This is a genomic window from Mesorhizobium sp. DxT (genome assembly GCF_058448885.1).
The window spans coordinates 309814-331206 of the sequence record NZ_JBZFLJ010000003.1 but is presented as its reverse complement, the minus strand read 5'-3'; the positions used below and the strand labels follow the sequence as shown (position 1 = coordinate 331206).

20 protein-coding genes and 1 riboswitch are annotated in these 21393 nt (G+C 64.8%); of the genes, 16 read left to right on the top strand and 4 right to left on the bottom strand.

The annotated features are described in order from the left end of the window. Positions 1–15 precede the first annotated feature (15 nt). From ACVJNE_RS08720 to ACVJNE_RS08705, 4 genes are all read right to left on the bottom strand, one after another. Positions 16–1101 carry a Gfo/Idh/MocA family protein gene (locus ACVJNE_RS08720; RefSeq protein WP_499564741.1) on the bottom strand — a complete coding sequence of 362 codons (1086 nt, stop codon included), beginning with the start codon at positions 1099–1101 and terminating at the stop codon, positions 16–18. 75 nt (positions 1102–1176) lie between these two features. Then, the gene (locus ACVJNE_RS08715) at positions 1177–2340 is read right to left on the bottom strand and encodes an ABC transporter substrate-binding protein (protein WP_173188118.1); all 1164 of its coding nucleotides are present in this window, start codon (positions 2338–2340) and stop codon (positions 1177–1179) included. Positions 2341–2413: 73 nt separating this feature from the next. Beyond that, on the bottom strand, positions 2414–3259 hold the full coding sequence (locus tag ACVJNE_RS08710; RefSeq protein ID WP_444728351.1) for an ABC transporter permease: 846 nt from the start codon (positions 3257–3259) through the stop codon (positions 2414–2416). Positions 3260–3266: 7 nt separating this feature from the next. Next, a complete protein-coding gene (locus tag ACVJNE_RS08705; protein WP_499564739.1) occupies positions 3267–4100 on the bottom strand; it encodes an ABC transporter ATP-binding protein in 834 nt (277 codons plus the stop codon). Positions 4101–4363: 263 nt separating this feature from the next. Between ACVJNE_RS08705 and ACVJNE_RS08700 the strand changes: the two genes are divergently transcribed. The 16 genes from ACVJNE_RS08700 (at position 4364) to ACVJNE_RS08625 (ending at position 21384) form a co-directional block, all read left to right on the top strand. Continuing rightward, entirely contained in the window at positions 4364–5332 is a 969-nt protein-coding gene (locus ACVJNE_RS08700; RefSeq protein WP_499564737.1) for a MurR/RpiR family transcriptional regulator, read from the top strand. 40 nt (positions 5333–5372) lie between these two features. Beyond that, positions 5373–7148 carry an NAD(P)-binding domain-containing protein gene (locus ACVJNE_RS08695; protein ID WP_499564735.1) on the top strand — a complete coding sequence of 592 codons (1776 nt, stop codon included), beginning with the start codon at positions 5373–5375 and terminating at the stop codon, positions 7146–7148. 74 nt (positions 7149–7222) lie between these two features. Next, the gene (locus tag ACVJNE_RS08690) at positions 7223–8095 is read left to right on the top strand and encodes a glucosamine kinase nucleotide-binding domain-containing protein (RefSeq protein WP_499564733.1); all 873 of its coding nucleotides are present in this window, start codon (positions 7223–7225) and stop codon (positions 8093–8095) included. 101 nt (positions 8096–8196) lie between these two features. After that, positions 8197–8487 carry a DUF2218 domain-containing protein gene (locus ACVJNE_RS08685; protein WP_499564731.1) on the top strand — a complete coding sequence of 97 codons (291 nt, stop codon included), beginning with the start codon at positions 8197–8199 and terminating at the stop codon, positions 8485–8487. Further along, complete coding sequence (locus ACVJNE_RS08680) at positions 8487–9386, top strand: siderophore ABC transporter substrate-binding protein (protein ID WP_499564729.1); 900 nt, start codon at positions 8487–8489, stop codon at positions 9384–9386. Before ACVJNE_RS08685 ends, ACVJNE_RS08680 begins: the two co-directional genes overlap by 1 nt. After that, on the top strand, positions 9383–10360 hold the full coding sequence (locus tag ACVJNE_RS08675) for an ABC transporter permease (RefSeq protein WP_499564728.1): 978 nt from the start codon (positions 9383–9385) through the stop codon (positions 10358–10360). Before ACVJNE_RS08680 ends, ACVJNE_RS08675 begins: the two co-directional genes overlap by 4 nt. Continuing rightward, positions 10353–11336, top strand: coding sequence for an iron chelate uptake ABC transporter family permease subunit (locus ACVJNE_RS08670; RefSeq protein ID WP_499564726.1), 984 nt, complete (start codon positions 10353–10355; stop codon positions 11334–11336). The genes ACVJNE_RS08675 and ACVJNE_RS08670 overlap by 8 nt, the downstream gene beginning before the upstream one ends. Continuing rightward, on the top strand, positions 11333–12091 hold the full coding sequence (locus tag ACVJNE_RS08665; RefSeq protein ID WP_499564724.1) for an iron ABC transporter ATP-binding protein: 759 nt from the start codon (positions 11333–11335) through the stop codon (positions 12089–12091). Before ACVJNE_RS08670 ends, ACVJNE_RS08665 begins: the two co-directional genes overlap by 4 nt. A 204-nt stretch (positions 12092–12295) precedes the next feature. Continuing rightward, positions 12296–14344, top strand: a complete 2049-nt coding sequence (locus ACVJNE_RS08660; RefSeq protein WP_499564722.1) for a TonB-dependent receptor domain-containing protein — start codon at positions 12296–12298, stop codon at positions 14342–14344. Positions 14345–14481: 137 nt separating this feature from the next. Beyond that, positions 14482–14584, top strand: a riboswitch (TPP riboswitch). A gap of 125 nt (positions 14585–14709) precedes the next feature. Then, positions 14710–15453, top strand: a complete 744-nt coding sequence (locus tag ACVJNE_RS08655; protein ID WP_499564720.1) for an ABC transporter permease — start codon at positions 14710–14712, stop codon at positions 15451–15453. A 29-nt stretch (positions 15454–15482) separates the two neighbouring features. After that, positions 15483–16421, top strand: a complete 939-nt coding sequence (locus ACVJNE_RS08650; RefSeq protein WP_499564718.1) for an ABC transporter substrate-binding protein — start codon at positions 15483–15485, stop codon at positions 16419–16421. After that, positions 16418–17149, top strand: a complete 732-nt coding sequence (locus ACVJNE_RS08645) for a hydroxyethylthiazole kinase (RefSeq protein ID WP_499564716.1) — start codon at positions 16418–16420, stop codon at positions 17147–17149. The genes ACVJNE_RS08650 and ACVJNE_RS08645 overlap by 4 nt, the downstream gene beginning before the upstream one ends. Then, positions 17136–17798, top strand: a complete 663-nt coding sequence (gene thiE / locus ACVJNE_RS08640; protein ID WP_499564714.1) for a thiamine phosphate synthase — start codon at positions 17136–17138, stop codon at positions 17796–17798. The genes ACVJNE_RS08645 and thiE overlap by 14 nt, the downstream gene beginning before the upstream one ends. Further along, positions 17795–18598 (top strand): bifunctional hydroxymethylpyrimidine kinase/phosphomethylpyrimidine kinase, encoded by an 804-nt coding sequence (gene thiD / locus ACVJNE_RS08635; RefSeq protein WP_499564712.1) that lies wholly within the window; start codon positions 17795–17797, stop codon positions 18596–18598. The genes thiE and thiD overlap by 4 nt, the downstream gene beginning before the upstream one ends. Further along, entirely contained in the window at positions 18595–20385 is a 1791-nt protein-coding gene (locus tag ACVJNE_RS08630) for a TRAP transporter large permease subunit (protein WP_499564710.1), read from the top strand. The genes thiD and ACVJNE_RS08630 overlap by 4 nt, the downstream gene beginning before the upstream one ends. Positions 20386–20397: 12 nt before the next feature. Continuing rightward, positions 20398–21384, top strand: a complete 987-nt coding sequence (locus tag ACVJNE_RS08625) for a TRAP transporter substrate-binding protein (RefSeq protein WP_499564708.1) — start codon at positions 20398–20400, stop codon at positions 21382–21384. The last annotated feature ends 9 nt before the right edge of the window (positions 21385–21393 follow it).

Below are 21393 nucleotides of genomic sequence, written 5' to 3'. Positions count from 1 at the left end.
ACCTTGGTCATCAACTCACGCGAGTTCGATGGCCCGCTTTTCGTGGATGGACTGCTCCGCCGCGAGCACGATGCGCAGGCTGTTGACGGCCGCGTCCATGGACTCGCTCAGGTCAAGATCCTCGCGGATCGCCTTCAGGAAGAATTCCTGTTCGCGGTCGCACAGGTCCTGGTGGCCGGGCTCGTCCTCCATGTTGAACATCTCGTCCTTCTTGACGAAGTTCTTGTCGGGGCCGACCTCGGCGTGGTGGTAGCGGATCGCGTCGGTCTTGGTATGGCGGTCGATGTCGGCCGAATCCGAGATGTCCGCAAGCTGGTCCTTGCCCTCGGAATGGCCGGGCACGATCGAAACCGCGCCGCGCGGGCCGACGACGTCCTTCACGAAGAAGGCTTCCTCGCTCATCATCGGTCCCCAGCCGGCTTCGTACCAGCCGACCGACCCGTCATCGAAAGTCACGTGAAGATGGCCGTAGTTCTGCTTGGCGGCATCGTCCCACAGCTTGGCGCCGATGCCGTGCACGCGCACGGGCTTGGCCTCGGTGAGCTGGCACATCACGTCGACATAATGCACGCCGCAATCGACGATCGGAATGAGGCTGTCGATCAGGTTCTTGTGCCAGCTCCAGGCCGGGCCATTGCTCTGCTGGTTGAGGTTGAGCCGCATGACCAGCGGCTTGCCCAGCGTCTTGCCGAGTTCGATGAACTTCATCCAGCTCGGGTGAACGCGCAGGATGTAGCCCAGCACCAGCTTCCGGTTCTTCTCGCGCGCGAGCTTCACCACCGCCTCGGCATCCTCGATGTTGGTCGCCAGCGGCTTTTCCATGAAGACGTGCGCGCCGGCGTTCATCGCCTTTATCGCGTATTCGGCATGGGTGTTCGGCCAGCTGTTGATCGAAACCGCATCGGGCTTCGTTGCCTTCAGCGCCTCGTCATAATCCTCGAAGAGCGGATAGCCCTTGAGTTCGTCCGGGATCAGCTTCGACTTGATCGAACGGCTCATGAGGCCGACGATCTCGAAACCCGGATTACGATGGTAGGCGCTGGCGTGCGACGCACCCATATTGCCAAGCCCAACCACTAGAACCTTAACCGCGTCGGCCATGCCGCCCTCCCAAATCTACGTGCCTTGTGGCGCGGGCGGCATATGCCGCCCGCCGAACTTCCTTCGATGCCGTCTTCAGCCCGGCACTGCCTGCGCATAGAGACCGGCCTTCACCTTCTCGACGTCGATCGCGGCGAAAGCCTCGGTCAACTCGTAGGCATCGGCATCGGCCTTGACCTTGTCGTGGTCGAAGTCGTTGGCCGCTTCGATGCAGGCGTTGGAGCACACATCCTCAGCCTTCACCGGCGAGCTGATCTGGCCGAGCTTGTGGATCTCGTCGAAGAAGGTCTGCCAGGCGGCCATGTCGTGATCGCCCCAGCCAGCGCGCTTGTCCATGTCGCCACGGAAGACGTTGATCTGCTGGAGGATCGAGGTGACGCCAAGTTCCGGCCCGATATTGCTGGCCAGTGTCGGGAACTGTTCGAACACGGCCTCGACCGCAGCGCGGGGGTTCTGGTAGCCGAACTCGAGACCCATCGCCCAGGCACGCAGATACTTGTCGAGGAAGGCCTTCCTGTCGGGGTCCTCCAGATCGGCCGCGCGCACCACGAAGGTGTTGGCAAAGAGCGGCGAATGCTGGACGCCGAGCCAGTATTCGAAATCGAGCCCGGTTCCGATCCACTCGGCACGCAGGCCTTCCCAGCCCAGCGCGGCGTCGCCCTGGCCAGCCTTGAGCGCGGTGGCCCAGGTGGGCCAGCCCGCCTCGACATACTTCACCTTGCTGACGTCGACGCCCTGCACCGCGAGCATCGGATCGACGATCGACTGCCATGCGGCGGACCCGAGAAGGATCGTCTTGCCTTCGAGCGTCTTGAGATCGTTGGTGCCCTCGCCCTTGCGGAACGCCAGGCTGAACGTGTCCTTGGCGCCCATATGGAAGGCGGATTTGAGCTTCATGCCGTTTTCGAGCGCGAAGGAAAAGACGCCCGGAGACGGAAAGCCCATGTCGGCCTGGCCGACATCGACGAACTTCACCGTCGCCGTGCCGTCGGAAGGCCCGGGCTGCATGTCGGTCTCCACGCCGAGATCGTCGAAGTAGCCCATCTTCTTGCCGATCCAGTACGGATAGTCGTCGAGCACCTCGAGGGTGCCGCGCGGCGAGATCCAGGTGAACTTCGAATAGGGTTCCGCGACAGCACGTCCAAGCGTGCCCAGCGAGCTGGCGGTGACGACGCCGGCTGCTGAGACCTGCAGGAAGGTGCGGCGACTGAGATTGCCTGACATCGAGAGCTTGTTCATTGCTTTTCCCCTGTTGATGGAACGTTGCGTTGTTCCCGTTCCCGGCGCCAATCCTCCCGGCACCGGATTTCGATCAGGCTTCCCAGCTCGCGAACTTCTTTCCCATCAGGAAGAAGAAGACGTAGATGAGGATGCCCAGAATGGAGAGGATCAGGACTACCGCGAAGAATTGCGGCATCTGGATCATCGACGAATAGGAAGTAAGGCGGTTGCCCAGGCCGAAGCCGCCGCCGACCATTTCGGCGCCCACGGCCGTGAGCAGGCCGAAGATCGAACCGACCATCAGGCCGACGAAGATCATCGGCAGCGCCATCGGCGCACGCACCTTCCAGAATATCTGCAAGGTGGAGGCGCCGTAGGAGCGCGCCAGCGCGATCTTGGCCTGGTCGACGCGGCGGAAACCGGTCGCGGCGTTGATCATCACCATCGGGCCGGATGCGAGCGCCACCGCAATGATGCGGGGCTCGTAGCCGAAGCCGAAGCGCAGGATCAGCAGCGGCACCAGCGCCAGCATCGGGGTCGTGACCAGAAGCAGGATGTAGGGCGTCACGATCTTTTCGGCGAAAGGAAACTGCGTGATGACAGCCGCCAGAATCAGGCCGACCGACGCGCCGATCGCGAAGCCGCCAAAGAGCTCGACCAGCGTATGGCCGAGATGCGGGGCGATCAGCGGGAACTCGGTGACCAGTGCAACCGCGATCTGGCTCGGCTTGGGCAACACATATTGCGGCACGGCGAAGATGTTCAGCAGAGCCTCTGTGCCACCAATGACGATGACCGCCACCAGTACGATCGCCACGACCTCGCGCACCGACTTGATACCGGGGCCGGAGGTAAGCGCGGACATGTTGGTGATGCCAACATCGCTGGCGCCGGCGCCCTTGGACTTGAATTCGGGAATGGCGTCGGTCTCGCTCACTGCATCCTCACTCGGCTGCCCGGGCCGGCTGCGGCGACGCGGCCGTCCCGCCCCGCGGATAGCGGCTCTGCCGCGACCCGACGATTTCCATCTTGATCGTGTTCATCAGGTTGAAGACCTCGCTGCTCGCCATGATGTCGAGCGAGCGCGGCCTGGGAAACGGTATCTCGTGGATGCAGGCCACACGCCCCGGGCGCGGGCTCATCACCACCACGCGGTCCGACAGGAAGATCGCCTCCTCGATCGAGTGCGTAATGAGGACGATGGTGGTATGCGTATCCATCCATATCTCCTCGACCAGCCGGTTCATCTCCTCGCGAGTGAACGCGTCGAGTGCGCCGAAAGGCTCGTCCATGAGAAGCAGCGACGGCTTGTAGGAGAGCGCACGCACGAGCGCGGCGCGCTGCTGCATGCCGCCCGAAAGCTCGCGGGGATAGCGCCCGCCAAAACCGTCGAGCCCGACCCGGTGCAGCAGCTCATTGATCCACGCACGGTCCGGTCTGGTGCCCTTGATCTCAAAGGGGAAATTGATGTTGGCGTCGAGGTCGCGCCAGGGCAGCAGATTGGCTTCCTGAAAGACCAGGCCGATCTCGGGATTGGGTCCCGTGACGGGCGCTCCGTCCAGCAGCACCTCGCCCGAGGTAAGGCCGTGCAAGCCCGACATCGACCACAGAAGCGTGGTCTTCCCGCAACCGGACGGACCGACGATGGCGACGATTTCGCCGTCCATGACGTCGAGCGAGCAACGGTCGATGGCGGTCAGATCGCCCGATCTCGTATTGTAGACCTTGGTCGCACCGGACACCCGGAGCTTGGGTTGCGTGGATTGCTTAGCCGTCATTCCGCCTCGCGCAGTCCCTTGTCGACAGGAGGCGGGCATTTTCATCTTACCCACCCCTTTCTCGCAGTCTGTAACTATCCGACTTTCCGAGTCAAGCGACAAACATTATGCAGCGCATCACGTTTGAAACCCTACGTAAGCCGTAGGTTTTGCTCTTGTTCAGTTCGTAACTTTCCTACATAGTTCCATCAATTTTCTGAGACGGCAACGCTTCTAGGCATGTACAAAGGCCGCACCGAAGAACGGCCAGGCGAAGGACGCTCATGACGGACGCAGAGATGGAACAGCCGCTCGACGAGGAGCGAAGCATCAATGGAAAGCCGGACGAGGCCGGTTCCGAACCCTATTTGCGGCCGGTGCCCGACATCCTTTCCCAGATAAAGGATTTCTACGGCGACCTACGACCCGCCGAACGGCGCGTGGCCGACGTGGTTCTCGCTGACGTCACCTTCTCGGTCGACGCATCGAACGCGGAGATCGCCAGGCGCGCGGACGTCAGCGAGCCGACCGTCACCCGCTTCTGCCGGGCCATCGGCTGCGAAGGTGTGCGCGATTTCAAGCTCAAGCTGGCGCAGAGCGTGGTGGTCGGACGGCTCTACCTCTCGCCGCTGCCGCGCCCGGAGTCCGGCGAGGATGGCTCGCCGCTCTGGAACGTCGTGTTCGGCGAGGCGCGCAACGCGCTTGCGGTGGTGGAGCGCAGCCTCGACCCGGCCGACGTCATGCGGGCGGCGGAACTCGTTGCCAACGCCCATCAGGTGCTGGTGTTCGGTCTCGGCGGCAGCTCGACGGCGCTCGCGCAGGAAACCCAGAACCGGCTGTTTCGCTACGGCGTCGTCGTTTCCGCCCACTCCGACCCCTATGTGATGAAGATGATGGCTTCGACGCTGAAGCCCAACGATCTCGTCATCGCCATCTCCAGCACTGGACGGACGCGCGAGGTGATCGAGGCGGTCGCGCTGGCCAAGCACTACCGTGCCAAGACCCTCGCGCTGACGGCGCCGGCCACCGATCTTGCAGGCGAGGTCGACCTGGCGCTGACCACCGCCATTCCCGAATTTCCGGACCCGCTGAAGCCCACCGCCTCGCGCTATGCGTTTCTGGCGATCATCGATCTTCTGTCCACCGCAGTCGGCTACAGGCTGGACGCGGATGCGCGCGAGACGCTGAGGCGCATCAAATACACCGTCGTCAACCATCGCAAAGGCAGCGCCTCCGAACCGCTCGGAGACTGAGTCTGCGCGCCGGCACGACCGGCATTTCAGGAGGGACTTCATGCACGACACAGCACCCGCGGCAAAGGCATCGGCCTGGCTGGCGCAACTGGCGGGCACGCTCCAGCGTCGCGACGTGGCGGGCGCGCTGGAACTGTTTGCCGAGGATTGCTACTGGCGCGATCTGGTCGCCTTCACCTGGAACGTGAAAACCATGGAAGGCAAGCCTGCGATCGCCGCGATGCTGGACGCGACGCTTGCCGCCACCGGCCCGCGCGACTGGGCCGTGACACAGGCTGCCGGCTCTGAACCGATAGAGGCGTGGTTCACCTTTGCCACGGCCGCGGGGCGCGGGAGCGGCATCTTCACGCTCGAAAACGGCAAGTGCCGGACGATGCTGATGACGCTGCAATCGCTCGACGGGCACGAGGAACCTCTTGGGCCGCGCCGCGCCAACGGCGTTCGCCACGGCGCGGACCGCAACCGGGCGACCTGGGCCGAGCAGCGGGCCGCCGAAGAAGCCGCATACGGGAACGGGACCGACCCCTATTGCCTGATCATCGGCGGCGGCCAGGGCGGCATCATGCTCGGCGCGCGCCTGAAACAGCTCGGAGTGCCCACGGTGATCGTCGAAAAGAACGCGAAGGCCGGCGATTCCTGGCGCAACCGCTACCGCTCGCTCGTGTTGCACGACCCCGTCTGGTACGACCACCTGCCCTATATCCCCTTTCCCGAGAACTGGCCGGTGTTCACGCCCAAGGACAAGATGGGCGACTGGCTGGAAATGTATGTGAAGGTGATGGAGCTCACCTATTGGGGCGGCACGGAATGCGTCTCTGCGCAGTTCGACGAAGCCGAAAAGCGCTGGACGGTCGAGCTGCGGCGCGACGGCAAAACGATCACGCTGAGGCCCGCCCAGCTCGTCTTCGCCACCGGCGCCTATGGGCCGCCGAAGATGCTGGACCTCAAGGGCGCCGACAGCTTCGGCGGCGAAATGATCCATTCGAGCCAGTATTCGGATGGCTCCGCCTATCGCGACCGCAAGGTGGTGGTGATCGGCGCGGCGAGTTCGGCCCACGACGTGGCAGTCGACCTTTGGGAGGCCGGCGCCGACGTCACCATGGTGCAGCGCTCGCCGACCACCGTGGTGCGCTCGCAGACCCTGATGGACATGGCCTTCGACATCTATTCCGAGGAAGCGGTCGCACGCGGGATCGATGTCGACAAGGCCGATATGATCGCTGCCGCGACGCCGTTCGCCCTGCAGCCGCCGAAGCAGAAGGCGCTTTACGACCGCATCCGTGCACGCGACGCCGAGTTCTATCGCAAGCTGGAAGCGACCGGCTTCCTACTCGATTTCGGGCCGGACGAGACCGGGCTGATGATGAAGGCCTACCGTACCGGCTCCGGCTATTATGTAGACGTGGGCGCATCGCAACTGATCATCGACGGCGAGATCGGCATCAAAGCGGGCGTGGAGATCGACAGGCTGACGCCGACCGGTATCCGCTTTGCCGACGGGAGCGAGATCGAGGCCGAAATCGTCATCCAGTCGACGGGCTTCCAGTCGATGCACGAGGTGGTGGCAAAGATCGTGTCGCGCGAGATCGCCGATGAGATCGGTACCTGCTGGGGGCTCGGCTCCGGCACCCGCAACGATCCCGGCCCGTGGCATGGCGAATTGCGCAACATGTACAAGCCGGTCGCACAGGAAAACCTGTGGTTCCAGGGCGGCAACCTCGCGCTGTCGCGGTTTTTCTCGAAATTTGTCGCGCTGCAGATCAAGGCACGGATGGAAAGTATCCCTACCCCGGTATATTCGACGCCCCTACAATAGCGGCAAAAGCGGACGCGGCGCGGCGGTCTCGACTGGACCACCGCCGTTCCGCCCCGAGAAGAACGGAGCATCGAATGTCCTATATCCTGGCGGTGGATGGGGGCGGGACACAGTGCAGGGCGGCAATCGCCGCCCTCGACGGCACCATCCTGGGCCGGGCGACGGCCGGATCCGCCAACATGGCGACCGACCCGCAAGGGGCGATGGCGAGCGTGGTGGACGCCGCACGCGCCGCACTGGCCGCCGGCGGTATCGCCGATACGCCGCTGTCGTCGATCCACGCCTATCTCGGGCTGGCCGGCGCGAACGTCGAGCCGGACCACAGCAGCCTGACTGCCGGCCTGCCGTTTCGCGACACGCGCATCGTCGAAGATTCGGTGATTGCCGTGCGCGGCGCGTTGGGGCCCAACGACGGCGTGATGGCGGTGCTGGGCACCGGCTCGGTCTATGGCGGACGGCGCGACGGAAAGATGCTGCGCGCCGGCGGGTGGGGTTTCGTGGTTGGGGACCAGGGCAGCGGCGCACGCCTGGGGCGGGCGCTCATGGAACAGACGCTGCTCGCTTACGACGGCGTGGTGCCCGAATCGGAGCTCACACGCTCGGTGATGCGCGACTATGGCGACGACCCCAACAGGATCGTGGCATTCGGTTCCACCGCGCGACCGGCAGATTTTGCCCGCTATGCGCCGCTCGTCTTCGAAAGCGCGGACCGGGGCGATGCCATCGCCATGGCTGTTGTGGCCGGTGCGGTAGCCGACGTGAATGCTGCACTCGGCGCCATTGTCTGGGACGGATGCCAGCACCTGTGCCTGACGGGCGGGCTGGCGCCGAACTACGAGCACCGGCTGGCAGAGACGTTCCTTCGGATTCTCAAGCCTGTGCGCGGCAATGCACTAGCGGGCGCCGTGGAGCTCGCTGTGGAGACCTTCGCCTCACAGCAGGCCTGAATGCGCGTTGGCGCATAACTTTCGGCGACGATCCCTTCTTGTCATGGCAGACGCGACGGTTTAACTGGAGTGCAAATGTCATAATATAGAAGCCGGTTCGCATGAGTTCTTCCCAGACAACGGTCGCCACCGAAAAGGCAAGCCGCTACCTGCAGCAGCTTTGCAAGCATTTCGCCCACAAGATTCCTGTCTCGTTCACGCCGCATGAAGGCGAATGCCAGTTTGTCTGCGGAACGGCACGCCTCGACGCGAACGACACCGAGCTCCGCATCAAAATCGAGTCGCCCGACGACGCACAGCGCATGCAAACGCAGCAGGTTATCGAATCGCACCTCCTCCGCTTCGCCTTCCGCGAAGATCTGGGACCGCTCGCATGGAGCGTGGCGGCCTGATGCGACACGCCGCTGCCGCCTTCTTTGCCGCAATCTTCGCAGGTTTCGCATCCGCTGCCGGCGCGATGGAGATCGATACGGCAAAGGGACCCGTCGAGATTGCGCAACGTCCCGAGCGTATCGCGGTCTTCGACATTGCCGCGATTGATACGCTGGACGGGCTCGGCGTCGAGATCGCCGGCGTTCCCGACAATCTCTACATCGATGCGCTGCGGCATGTCGGCGACGGCGCCGAAACGGTCGGAACACTGTTCGAACCCGATCTCGAGGCGTTAAGCGCGCTGGCGCCGGATTTTGTGATCGTCGGCGGCCGTTCGTCGACCCAGCTCGATTCGGTCTCGCGCGTCGCTCCCACCGTGGACATGACGCTGTTCGGCGACGACCTCATTGCCGAAGCGCGCGCCCGCGTGACGACATATGGCGAACTGTTCGGCAAGCAGGACGAAGCGGCCGGACTCTTGGCGGAACTGGACGGCGCGCTGGCCAGCGCACGCGAAGCGGTTGCCGGCAGGGGCAAGGCGCTGATCCTGATGACCAGCGGAACCAAGGTCACGGCTTACGGCGTAGCGTCGCGCTTCGGCTGGCTGCACCGTGAGCTCGGGCTGCCGCCGGCTGTCGAAGCGATCGAAGTCGCCAATCATGGTGAAGCGATCTCGTTCGAGTTCATCCGCGAGGTTAACCCGGACTGGCTGATCGTGCTCGACCGCGCCGCGGCGATCGGTTCCGGAGAGCAGAACGCCAGGGCAACGCTGGACAACGAGCTCGTGGCGGCGACCGCCGCCTGGCAGAAGGACCAGATCGTCTACCTGCCTGCCGCCGACTTCTACATAGCAGCCGGAGGCGTCGCGTCGACGATCCGGGTGCTGGATACGATCACCCGCGCCTTCTCGCCATCATGAGCGCGCTGTCGCGGGGGCTCTGCGGGCCCTTCGCGGGCAGTCTGGCCGTTCTTGCCGCGCTGGCGGTGGCGAGCCTTTTCGTCGGCGTGGGGACGCTGAATCCGGGAACGCTGGTTTCCGATCCGGACGCGGTCGCGCTGATGTTTGCCAGCCGACTGCCGCGTACGCTCGCCGCGATCCTCGCCGGCAGCGGTCTGGCGATCGGCGGGCTGGTGATGCAGACGCTTGCACGCAACCGTTTCGTGGAGCCGACAACGGCCGGCACGGCGCAGGGTGCGGCCCTCGGCATCCTGCTCGTCACCATCCTGGCGCCGGGCGCTTCCATTCTGGTGAAGACCGTTGTCGCGAGCATCGCGGCACTCGGCGCGACCTCGGTCTTTCTCTCGCTGGCGCACCGGCTGCCGCCGACGCAGCCGTTCCTGGTGCCGCTATTCGGCCTGATCTATGGCGGCGTGGTCGGTGCTGCCGTCACCTATATCGCCTGGCAGGCCGACCTGCTTCAGCTCGTCGAGGTCTGGATCCACAATGGAGAGTTCTCCGGAATCCTGCGGGGGCGCTACGAGCTTCTGTGGATCGCGCTTGCCTTCGTCGCGCTTGCGTGGTGGGTCGCCGACCGGCTGACCATCGTGTCGCTCGGGCGCGAGACCAGCATCGGCCTCGGCATAGACTATGCGCGCATGCTGCAGCTCGGGCTGGTGATCGTTTCGGTGATCTCCGCGCTGACGGTGGTCGTCGTCGGCATCATTCCCTTCGTCGGCCTCGTGGTGCCGGCACTGGTCTCCCGTATCGTCGGAGACAATCTGCGTCAGACAATTCCGCTGGTCGCGATCTCGGGAGCAACGCTGGTGCTTGGCTGCGACATCATCGGCCGGCTGCTGCGCTTTCCTTATGAAGTCCCCGTCGGCACCGTGCTGGGCGTCGTCGGCGCGCTGGCTTTCCTGGCCGTGCTTCACCTGAGACCGCGCCATGGCTGAGCTTGTGGACGCCATTCGACGGACGGCGCCGCGCCAGGTCCCCTGGCGGCTGGTGATAATCTGGTCGCTGGCTGCGATCCTCGCCTGCGTATTCCTGTTCACCGGCCTGCGCGGCAATATCGGCTTCGTCCTGAACCTGCGGCTGACGCAGCTCGTCGGCATGGTGCAGGTGGCCGTGGCTGTCGCTGTGTCGACGGTGGTGTTCCAGACGATTACCAACAACCGGATCCTCAGCCCCTCGATCATGGGCCTCGATGCGCTCTACCTGTTCTGCCAGACGGCGCTCGTCTTCGCACTGGGCGGCTTCGGTTACGCCGCGCTCGATCCGGCGTGGAAGTTCGGCGGCGAGGCGGTGCTGATGATGGCAGCCTCGGCGGCGCTGTTCGTGCCGATGCTACGCCGCGGCTCCGAGATGCTGATGATGATCCTGACGGGCGTGGTGCTCGGCCTGCTGTTCCGCTCCCTTTCATCGCTGCTTTCGCGGCTCATCGACCCGAATGACTTCGCCGTGCTGCAAGGCGCAAGTTTTGCCAATTTCCAGTCACTCGATCCAGCGCTGCTTGCCGCAGGGGCCACCGTGACCGTGCTCGGAACGCTGGCCGCATGGCGGACGCGGCATACGCTCGACGTCGTCGCGCTCGGGCGAGAAGCCGCGGTCGGCCTCGGCCTCGACTGGAACCGCACTGTCACCGCTCACCTTCTCCTCGTTGCCTGCCTCGTCGCCAGCGCGACGGCGCTGGTCGGGCCGCTCGCCTTTCTGGGACTGCTGGTCGTGGCGGTGGCCGAGCGCATCTGCGGCACGCGACGCCACGCCGTTCTGTTTCCGGCTGCCTGCGGCGTCGGCGTCGTGATGCTTGTCGGCGCGCAGCTCATCGGTCGCGCCGGCTTCGGCGGCGCTGTCGTCATCAGCGTTATCGTGGAGTTCGTCGGCGGGCTCGTGTTCCTGGCCTTGCTGTTTGCGCGGAGGCGCCAATGATCGAGATCGAAGACGTCTCCTTTGCCCGGCAGGGCACGCCGGTCCTGCAGGACATATCGCTTTCGATTCCCCCTGGCGGCGTGACGGCCCTCGTCGGACCCAACGGTGCGGGCAAATCGACCCTTTTGTCGCTGATGGCGCGGCTGCTGCCGCTTGAGACCGGCAGGATCACCATCGCCGGACAATCCGTCGCGCACACCCGGTCGGACGCGTTGGCACGCACGGTCGCGATCCTGCGCCAGGACACGCTCGTCTCCAGCCGCCTGCGCGTCGGGGAGCTGGTCGGCTTCGGACGGTTTCCCCACAGCCGCGGCCGGCTGACCGACGACGACCGCCATCTCATCGACGACGCGCTGCGGGAGTTCGACCTGATCGGACTTGCGGACCGGTTCGTCGAGACATTGTCGGGCGGGCAGCGCCAGCGCGCGATGGTGGCGATGGCCTATTGCCAGGGTTGCGACTGCATGCTGCTCGACGAGCCGCTCAACAATCTGGACATGTTCTACGCGCGCGAGCTGATGCGGATATTGCGCGACCTCGCCGACCGACAGGGCAAGACCATCGTCATTGTGCTACACGACATCAACCATGCCGCCACCTATGCCGACCGCATCGTCGCCCTGCGTGACGGCAGGCTCGTCAGCTTCGACCGCACCGATCAGGTGCTGGTGCCTGAAAGGCTCGAGCAGATCTTCGGCTACCGGATGGAGATCGCTACCGTGGATGGCCAGCCGGTGGTGCTGCACCACCGCTGACAGTGATCGCACGTTGCGTGAACGCCACAGCTTCGCCAAATCGCATATAATGTGGAGAATTTTTGTCATCTTTATTGCCATTTGGCGGCAGCAACCCTAGGAAAGCTTCCGGGCGGTGCATTGCAGCGGCTTCCGTTGTCCGGCGCCGGCAACGCAGGCTTTATCCGCTTCCATGGATTGGGGCATTTTCTGGGGGTTTCAGACATGACGTCGTTCTTCGACCGCGCACTTCTTGCCGGCACCGCACTTGCACTTCTTGCAAGTGCTTCCGCGGCCTTCGCCCAGAGCGAGGATGACACTGCCACCCAGGATGCGCCTGCGACGGAAGAAGCCGTACCGACCGCAAACGGTGCGACGCTGCTGCCTCGCCTCGATGTCGGCGCCGGAGCGGAAGGCACGGTCGGCACGAATGTGATCGCCATCACCCAAGACGAGCTTGAAAAGAAGCAGCCAAGTGACCTTCAGGAAGTGTTTTCCGGCGAGCCCGGCGTAGCGGTTGGCGGCGCCATCCCCAGCACGCAGAAGATTTTCGTCAACGGCGTCGACGAGACAAACCTCGCGGTCACCGTCGACGGCTCGCGCCAGAACAACAAGGTCTTCCACCACAACGGCACCTACCTGCTCGATCCCGCGCTGCTGAAGGCCGTGACCGTTCAGCCGGGTGTCGCTCCGGCCGATGCGGGACCGGCGGCACTTGGCGGCTCGATGGGTTTCGAGACGGTCGATGCCGTCGACCTGCTGGAGCCGGGCCGCAATTTCGGCGGCTTCATCAGCGGCACCTTCGATACCAACAGCGAGACCTACACGACCGGAATCAGCGCCTATGGCATAAAGGACGGGTTCGAGTTTCTCGGCTACCTGAACTACTCCAATGGCGGCAACTTCACCGCCGGCAACGGCCAGGAGATGCCAGGCACCGGAACCGACCTGCTGAGCGGGCTCGGCAAGCTCGCCTACGAGACGGAAGAAGGCCATCGCTTCGAGATCAGCCACGAACAGGTGCGCGACGACGAGATGCGGCCCTATCGTGCGAACTTCTATTTCAACCGCGGTCTTGAGCCGGAAATACGCCGCTACGAGCTCAACAGGCAGAACACCGTCTTCACCTACGACATGGTCGCGCCCGTCGACATGTGGGACCCGAAGATCGTGCTCGCCTACAGCCGCACGCAGGTCGAGACGCCGTTCTACGATTTCAGGACGGGCGAGATCGTCGCCCCGGCAATCGGCACCACAGCGAGCTTCAACGGCAAGGTCGAGAACAAGTTCGCCTTCGACATCGGCAGCGTGACCGCCGGCGTCGACTTTTACAACGACAAGGCGCATCTCAACTACGATGCCGTTCCGCCCGAACTGACCACGGAGCGCGCGTCCAATATCGGCGCGTACGCGCAGGCGCGGCTGGAGCCGTTCGACCGGACGCGTATTTCGTTCGGCGGCCGTGCCGACCACCAGTGGTTCACCGGCGTCGACGGATCGGACTGGACCAATGCGGGCGTCGGCGGCAACATCTCCGGCGAATACGACCTGCTGCCCGATTTCCTAACCGTAAAGGCGGGCGCTGCGCGCGTTTGGGGCGGCGTGCCGCTGGCGGAAAACTTCATCCACCGCACGACCTGGACCTACGGATCCGGCCCGGAACCGGTGACATCCGTCAACCTGACCGGCAGTCTCGAAGCGCGGTTCGACGGGTTCACCGTCGAGGCCGGCATCTTCCAGACCGACATTCGGAATGCGCGGTTCCCCTCGGCCGACCCCAACCGCTCCTACGATCTGGATTCGTGGGGCTGGGAAATCGGCGCCGGCTATGACTGGGGTCCGGGCTTCGTGCGCGCCAAATACGTCAACGTCTATGCCGACGTCGACGGCATTCCAGCGGATACCGAAGTCGGCCGCTACCTGACGACCCCCGTCGGCGAGATCATCATGCTGACAGCCGGCTACACCTTCGAGAACCACGGGGTCACTATCGGCGCCGACGCGGAATTCGGACTTGCGAACGATCGTACCCTGGTGCGTCACCCGAGCGATCCCGGATCGCCGAAAGTGGCCCTGCCGGCCTATGAGGTCGTCAACGCCTTCGTCGAATACACGCCGCCGCAGATGCAGAACATCACGCTGCGGGCCGAAGCGCGAAACATCTTCGACGAGGCCTATACGAGCCGCGCAAGCTACGGCCAGGACTTCGACGGCGTGATGCCGCATCTGGAGCCCGGCCGCACGTTCCGCTTCAACGCTCGGGTCCGCTTCTAGGATCGACCTATACAGACAACGAAATCGACTGCCTGAGGAGTGGCGGCATCGAAAGGTGCCGCCGCTCTTTCAGTTCTGGCCCCTTCGGACGCCGCATCTGGCCGAGTTGACGAGCGCCGCGGCCTTGCATAGGTTGCAGCCATTCCGAGGGGTGCACCGCACGGTGCTGAGACGGCGTTGAGCCGGACCCTTGAACCTGATCCGGGTCATGCCGGCGTAGGAACGGAAAAAGGGTCCCGCCAATCGGGGCAATCCTGATCTCTTCTTCGCTTCACCTGGATCTCCATGATGACCATCGGGAGATCGCCATGCAGCCATTCTTGTTCGAACGTCCGCCTGATCCGTCGACCTGAGCGCGAAGGCTCATGTCTCCACTGTCGACGGTTCTGCGCACTGTCGTCGTCCTGCTGGTCGCCTGGCAGGCGCTTGTGCTTGTGCTCGAACCGCCCCGCTACATCCTGCCGGGTCCGCTCGACGTCGCCGAGGCGCTATGGCGCCAGAGAAGCTATCTCCTTGCCAACACGGCCGTGACGCTGGCCGAGATCGCTATTGGCTTCGCGGCTGGCACCGCCCTGGGCATCGTCACCGCGTTGGGCATCGTCGCGCTGCCCCGGTTCGGCGCGGTCGCCTGGCCGCTGGTGCTGGTGGCGCAGGCCTTCCCCGTCTTCGTGATCGCGCCGCTGCTGGTGCTGTGGTTCGGCTTCGGCATGGCGTCCAAGGTCGCGATGACCACGCTGATCATCTTCTTTCCCGTTGCCTCTGCCTTTGCCGACGGTCTGCGGCGCACCGACCCCGATGTGCTCGACGCCGCCGCTTTGACGCAGGCCGGCAACCTCGAAACGCTGTTCCAGATCCGGGTGCCGCTCGCCTTGCCCGCACTGATTTCCGGCCTGCGGGTCGCGGCCCCGCTTGCGCCGCTGGGCGCGATCATCGGCGAATGGGTCGGCGCCTCCGCCGGCCTCGGCTTCGTGATGATCCAGGCCAATGCGCGGCTTCAGACAGACATCGTCTTTGCCGCGATGACCATCGTCGCAGCCCTCACCCTTGCCCTGCGCGGACTGGTCGACGCGCTGGCGCCGCTTCTCGTGCCGTGGGCAAGGGAAGCATGACGACCGAACCTTCAGGAGCCAACACCACCATGACAAGACCCATCCTTCTGGCCATAGCCCTCAGCCTCGCCGCGATAGGACAATCGCAAGCGCAGGAGCGCCTGACCGTATTGCTGGAGTGGTTCGTCAATCCCGACCACGCTCCGCTTGTCGTTGCACAGCAGCTTGGTCTGTTCGAGGAAGCGGGGCTCGACGTCGAGCTGTTGCCGCCCTCCGATCCCTCCATCGTGCCGCGCGCTGTCGCGTCTGGACAGGCCGACATCGGCATTCACTACCAGCCGAACCTCTATCTGGATCATGCCGCCGGTGTTCCGCTCATCCGCGTCGGGACGCTGGTCGAGACGCCACTGAACACCGTGACCGTGCTGGCCGACGGCCCGATCGAGAGCATCGCCGATCTCGCCGGCAAACGCATCGGCTACTCCGTATCGGGTTTTCAGGATGCGATGCTGGGACGGATGCTGGAGAGCGCCGGTGTCGGGCTAGAAGACGTCGAGCTCATCAACGTCAACTTCTCGCTGTCGCCGTCGCTGATCGGCGGGCAGGTGGACGCGACCATCGGGGGATTTCGCAATTTCGAGCTCACCCAGATGCAGCTCGAAGGCCATGAAGGCCGCGCCTTCTTTCCCGAGGAGCACGGCGTCCCGGTCTATGACGAGCTGATCTTCGTTACCCGGCCTGACCTTGCCGACGACGACCGGCTGCCGCGCTTCCTGCAGGCAGTGGAGCGCGGCGCGATCCACCTGACCAACCATCCTGAGGAGAGCTGGAAGCTCTTCATCCGCGCCTACCCCGACCTCGACGATGCGCTCAACCGGCAGGCGTGGATCGACACGCTGCCGCGTTTCGCCAAGCGGCCGATGGCGCTCGACCGCACCCGCTATCAGCGGTTCGGCGCATTCATGGTGGAAAGCGGACTGATCGAGGCAGCGCCAACTGTCGACGCGATCGCCGTGGAACTGCAATGAGCGATTTTCCCGAACAAGCCGCCGAGATGCTGCAACGCCTGCGCGGCGCCACCCCACGCGTGCATTGCCTCATGAACACGGTCGTCCAGAAATTGGTGGCGGACGGGCTGTCGGCGCTCGGCGCGATACCGTCGATGACGTCCTCCGTCGACGAGGTATCCGGCTTCGTCGCCAAGGCTGACGCGCTTGTGGTCAATCTCGGCACGCTGGACGAGCAGCGCCGGCAGGCGATCCGGCTGGCGCTCGATACGGCTCACGACAAGGCAAAGCCGTGGGTGCTCGACCCTGCGCATTGCGATTATTCGCCCCCGCGCGCGGCATTCGCACAGGAGCTTCTGGCACGCGGTCCCACGGTCATGCGGGCGAATGCGAGCGAGTTCGTCCTGCTGTCGGTGCCAGACACCGTTGTGAGCGTCCGTACCGGCGCGAGCGATCTGGTGAGGCAAGGCAAGCAGACGCTTGCAATCGAAAACGGCCATGCGCTGACGGCGAAGGTCACGGGCACGGGATGCCTGTCGGGCGCGATCATCGCCGCATTCCTGGCAATCGAACGGGACGCGTTTCAGGCAGCCGCGGCGGCGATGCTGGTTGTCGGCGTCGCAGCGGAGATCGCTGGCAAGACAGCCCAAGGGCCGGGCAGCTTCGAGCCGGCGTTTCTCGATGCGCTCGACGGGATCGGTCCGGCAGAAATCACGACACGCGCGAGGGTGGCTCATGCCCAGAGTTGATTACAGGCTGAATGCGATCGTCGACGGGTCACTCTGCGCTCTCGGACCGCTGCCGGAGCTTGCGGCCATCGCGGCATCAAACGGCGCGACGATCATCCAGTATCGCGACAAGCATGCCTCGACCCGGGCGATGATCGAGAACGCTATCGCGATCCGCGAGGCCATAGCCGGCAGCGGCGTACCGCTCGTCGTCAACGACAGGCTTGACGTTGCGATGGCTGCCGGAGCGCACGGCGTTCATCTCGGCCGGGACGACATGCCGGCGGCGACCGCGCGGCAGCTTCTCGGCACGAATGCGATCATCGGGCTGACCGTGAAGAATGCAACCGATGCCGATGCCGCCATCGACGCGCCCATCGACTATGCCTGCATCGGCGGCGTGTTTGAGACGCTGTCGAAGGACAATCCGGACCCGCCTGTCGGTCTCGACGGCTTTACGACCCTGCGGCGGAAGATTGCCGCGGCACGCGCCGACCTGCCCGTCGGTGCGATCGCGGGGATCGACGTGGAACGCACCCGTGAAGCCGTCGCCGCCGGTGCATCCGGGGTCGCGGTCATCTCCGCAATCTTTCGCGCCGCCGACATCGCGCAGGCCGCGCGAGCGCTGCGCGCGGCAGTGGACGATACCTTGGGAGGGCAAAGCTCATGAATGCGATTGCGCTGACCATCGCCGGATCGGACAGCGGCGGCGGAGCGGGGATCCAGGCCGATCTCAAGACCTTTTCCGCGCTCGGCGTGTTCGGCACCAGCGTCGTCACCGCCATCACCGCGCAGAACACGCTCGGCGTGCGCGCGGTGGAGGACATCTCGCCGGAGATGGTCGGGCACCAGATCGACGCGATCTTTGACGACATCGCGGTCGGCGCCACCAAGATCGGCATGGTCTCGCGCGTGGCAACCATCGCAGTGATCGCCGAACGGCTGAGCCAGCGCGCGGTGCGGCCGGTGCTCGACCCGGTGATGGTTGCGACCTCCGGCGACCGGCTGCTGGCGGCCGACGCGGTGGGAGCGTTGCGGGACCAGTTGCTGCCTATCGCGGCCCTCGTGACGCCCAACCTGCCCGAGGCCGCGTTGCTGGCAGACACCGGCATCGCCGAAAACGAGCGCGATATGACCGCGCAGGCCGAGACGATCCTGAAAAGCGGAGCCGGGGCGGTGCTGGTCAAGGGTGGGCACGGCAACGGCGCGGAGAGCGTCGATATTCTCGTCACCAACAAGGGAACGACGCGTTATGCGGCGCCACGCGTAAAGACGCCCAACACGCACGGCACGGGCTGCACCCTGTCGGCGGCGATCGCAGCGGGGCTTGCTAGCGGACTGACGCTCGAAGGTGCGGTGGAACAGGCAAAGGCCTATCTGCAAAAGGCCTTGCAGGCGTCCGATCGGCTGCATGTCGGTCGCGGGAACGGGCCGGTGCATCATTTCCACCATTGGTGGGAGACCCGATGAAGCAGGCGGCGGCCATCGCACGGTTTCTGGAGCGTGGGCTGGCAGCTGTCTGCGGACTCGTCCTGCTTGCGATGCTTGCCCTCGTGTTGGTCACGGTATTCCAGCGCTATCTGCTGTCGAGCGGCTTCCTGGGAGCGGAAGAGGCAAGCGGCTGGTTGCTGCTGTTGCTTGTGTGCCTCGGATTTCCGCCCGTTGCCGGGCATGCCTCCGCATTACGGGTCGACTTCTTCGCCCCATCGCCTGCGTTCGAGAGCGTGAGGCAGGTGCTCTCGGAGACGATCGTGCTTTTGGCGTCGCTTGTGCTCGTGTCGGCCGGGTGGCAGGCCGCGCTTCAGCTTGGCGGCACGTCCCCGCTGCTCGGATTGGCGGAATGGACAAGGCCGGCCGGGCTTGCCGTATCCGGGGCGGTCGCAATCATCCTGCGATGCCTGCAACTGCTTCATCGCGGCGAACTTCGCCGGTTCATTATCTCCGCTGCACTCGCGGTGCTCGGCTGGGCAGGTGTTACCTCAGGCCTGACGCTTGCGGTCATGCCGCCGAGCCTGGCTGCGTTGTTTGTGATCCTGGCAGGAATTTTGGTCGCCGCGCCACTGCCGCATATCTTCATTCTCGCCGGGTTCGTGGCGATTGCCTTCGCGAGCCCGCTGACCGAGCCTGCGCTTGCGGCGCAGATCCTGTCGGGCGCGGGCCGGTCGCTGCTGCTGGCGATACCGTTCTTCCTGCTGGCCGGGGCGCTGCTTGTCGGCTCGCGCATGGCGGACGGACTTGTGCGGTTTGCAGCCGCGCTGGTGGGCGGACGGCGCGCGGGTCTCGGGCAGACCGTGCTTCTGACGAGCCTCACCTTCTCAGGCGCCTCCGGCTCGTCCATCGCCAACGCAGCGTTCAGCGCCAAGACCTTCTTCCGGCCGATGGTCGAGCGAGGCTACCGGCCGGACTGCGCATGCGCGATCATTGCCGCCACGGCCGTGCTCGACAATATCGTGCCGCCGTCGATCGCCTTCTTCATCCTGGCGGCCGCGACGAACCTTCCCGTCGGACCACTGCTTTCAGGTGGGCTCGTCGCCGGCGCGATGCTGGCCGTGGCACTCGCCGCAGCCATTCACCTTTCCTCGTCCCCTCAGGCACCGTCACCAAACGACGAGCGCGGCTCCATATGGCTGCTTGCGGCACGCGCTGCACCCTTTTTCGGGCTGGGACTCATCGTTGTCATCGGCATACGTTTCGGCATCGTCAGTCCGACGGAAGCGGCGGCCCTTGCTGCCGCCTACACGCTTGCAGCCGCGATTGCCTCAAAGACTGGCTGGGGCGCAATGGCGTCCGCTTTCCGACAGGCGGGGGTCGAGACGGCAGGCATCATCCTGCTCATCGGCGCGGCAACACCGCTTGCGTTTCTCCTGGCAACGGATGGGGTGGCCGCGGGCGCGGCCCGTCTGGTTCTTGCGCTTGGTGAGAACCCCTTCATCGTTGTGGCAACCGCCAACCTGCTTTTGCTCGCGGCAGGGCTCGTGCTCGACATCGGCGCGGCGATCCTGCTGTTGGGACCCATCCTGCTGCCGGTGGCGATCGCGGCCGGCATCGACCCGGTCGCCTTCGGCGTCCTGCTCGTGGTCAACCTGATGATCGGCGGGCTGACACCACCTGTCGGGATCCTCGTTCAGGTCGTCGGCGCTACCACCGGTCACCCTTCAGCCGGAATATTCGCGGCCATGCCGCCCTATCTCGCGGCGCTGGCCGGCGCATTGCTGACCATGAGCCTCGGCATCGCGGCTCAGGCGTATTTCTTCTAGTTCAGGGAGCCCATGATGACTATCACGCGCCGTTCGCTACTCGCAGGCTTTTCCGCCACGCTTGCCCTGCCGGCCGTCACCGGACGCGCCGCAGCCCAGACACCGCTGGTGGTGGCGTCGCTGCTCGGCGACGACAAACCGGAAACGCTGGTCTGGAACCACATCCGCGATCTGGTCGAAGCCGAGATGCCCGGGGCATTCACCTTCAACATCGTCCCCAACGCCGCGCTTGGCGGTGAGAAGGAGATCGTGGAAGGCATGCGGCTGGGGTCGATCCAGGCAAGCCTTTCGACCTTGTCGAACCTGACGGCCTGGGTGCCGGAATGCATCCTGTTCGATCTGCCGTTCCTGTTTCGCGACGACGCGCATCTTGCTGCGGCGCTGCGGAGCGCCACGGCAGGTCGGCTGAAGGAACAACTCCAGCGGGAGGGCCTGATCGCACCGGCCTTTATCGACTATGGCGCGCGGCATCTGCTGGTGCCCCGGCCACTGCTGGAGCCGGGCGCGATGAATGGCAAACGTATCCGCGTCATCCAGAGCCGCCTGCACGCGGAATTATGGCAACGCTTCGGCGCGCTGCCGATCGCACTTCCGATCACCGAGACCTACAACGCTCTATCGACCGGGCATGTCGATGCGATGGACCTGACGATCTCGGCCTATGCCGGCTTCCGCCTGAACGAGGTCGCGCCACACGTGACGCTGACCGGCCATATCAGGGCGGTCGGCGCGGTGATTTTCGCCGACAGTTTCTGGCAGGAACTCGACCCGCAAAGGCGGGACGTACTCCAACGGGCCGCCGAGGCAGGCGCGGAACATTTCAACGCGCTGATGCGGCAGGACGAGCGCAGGTCCATGGACGTCACGAAGGCAGCCGGCGCCCACTTTCATACGATTGCGGATCGGCCGGCGTGGGAAGCGCCCGCGCGGGAGATATGGACGCTCTTCGCCGAACAGGCCGGTGGCCTGGAACGCATCGAGGAAATTGCCGGGATATAGGGAGGTCGG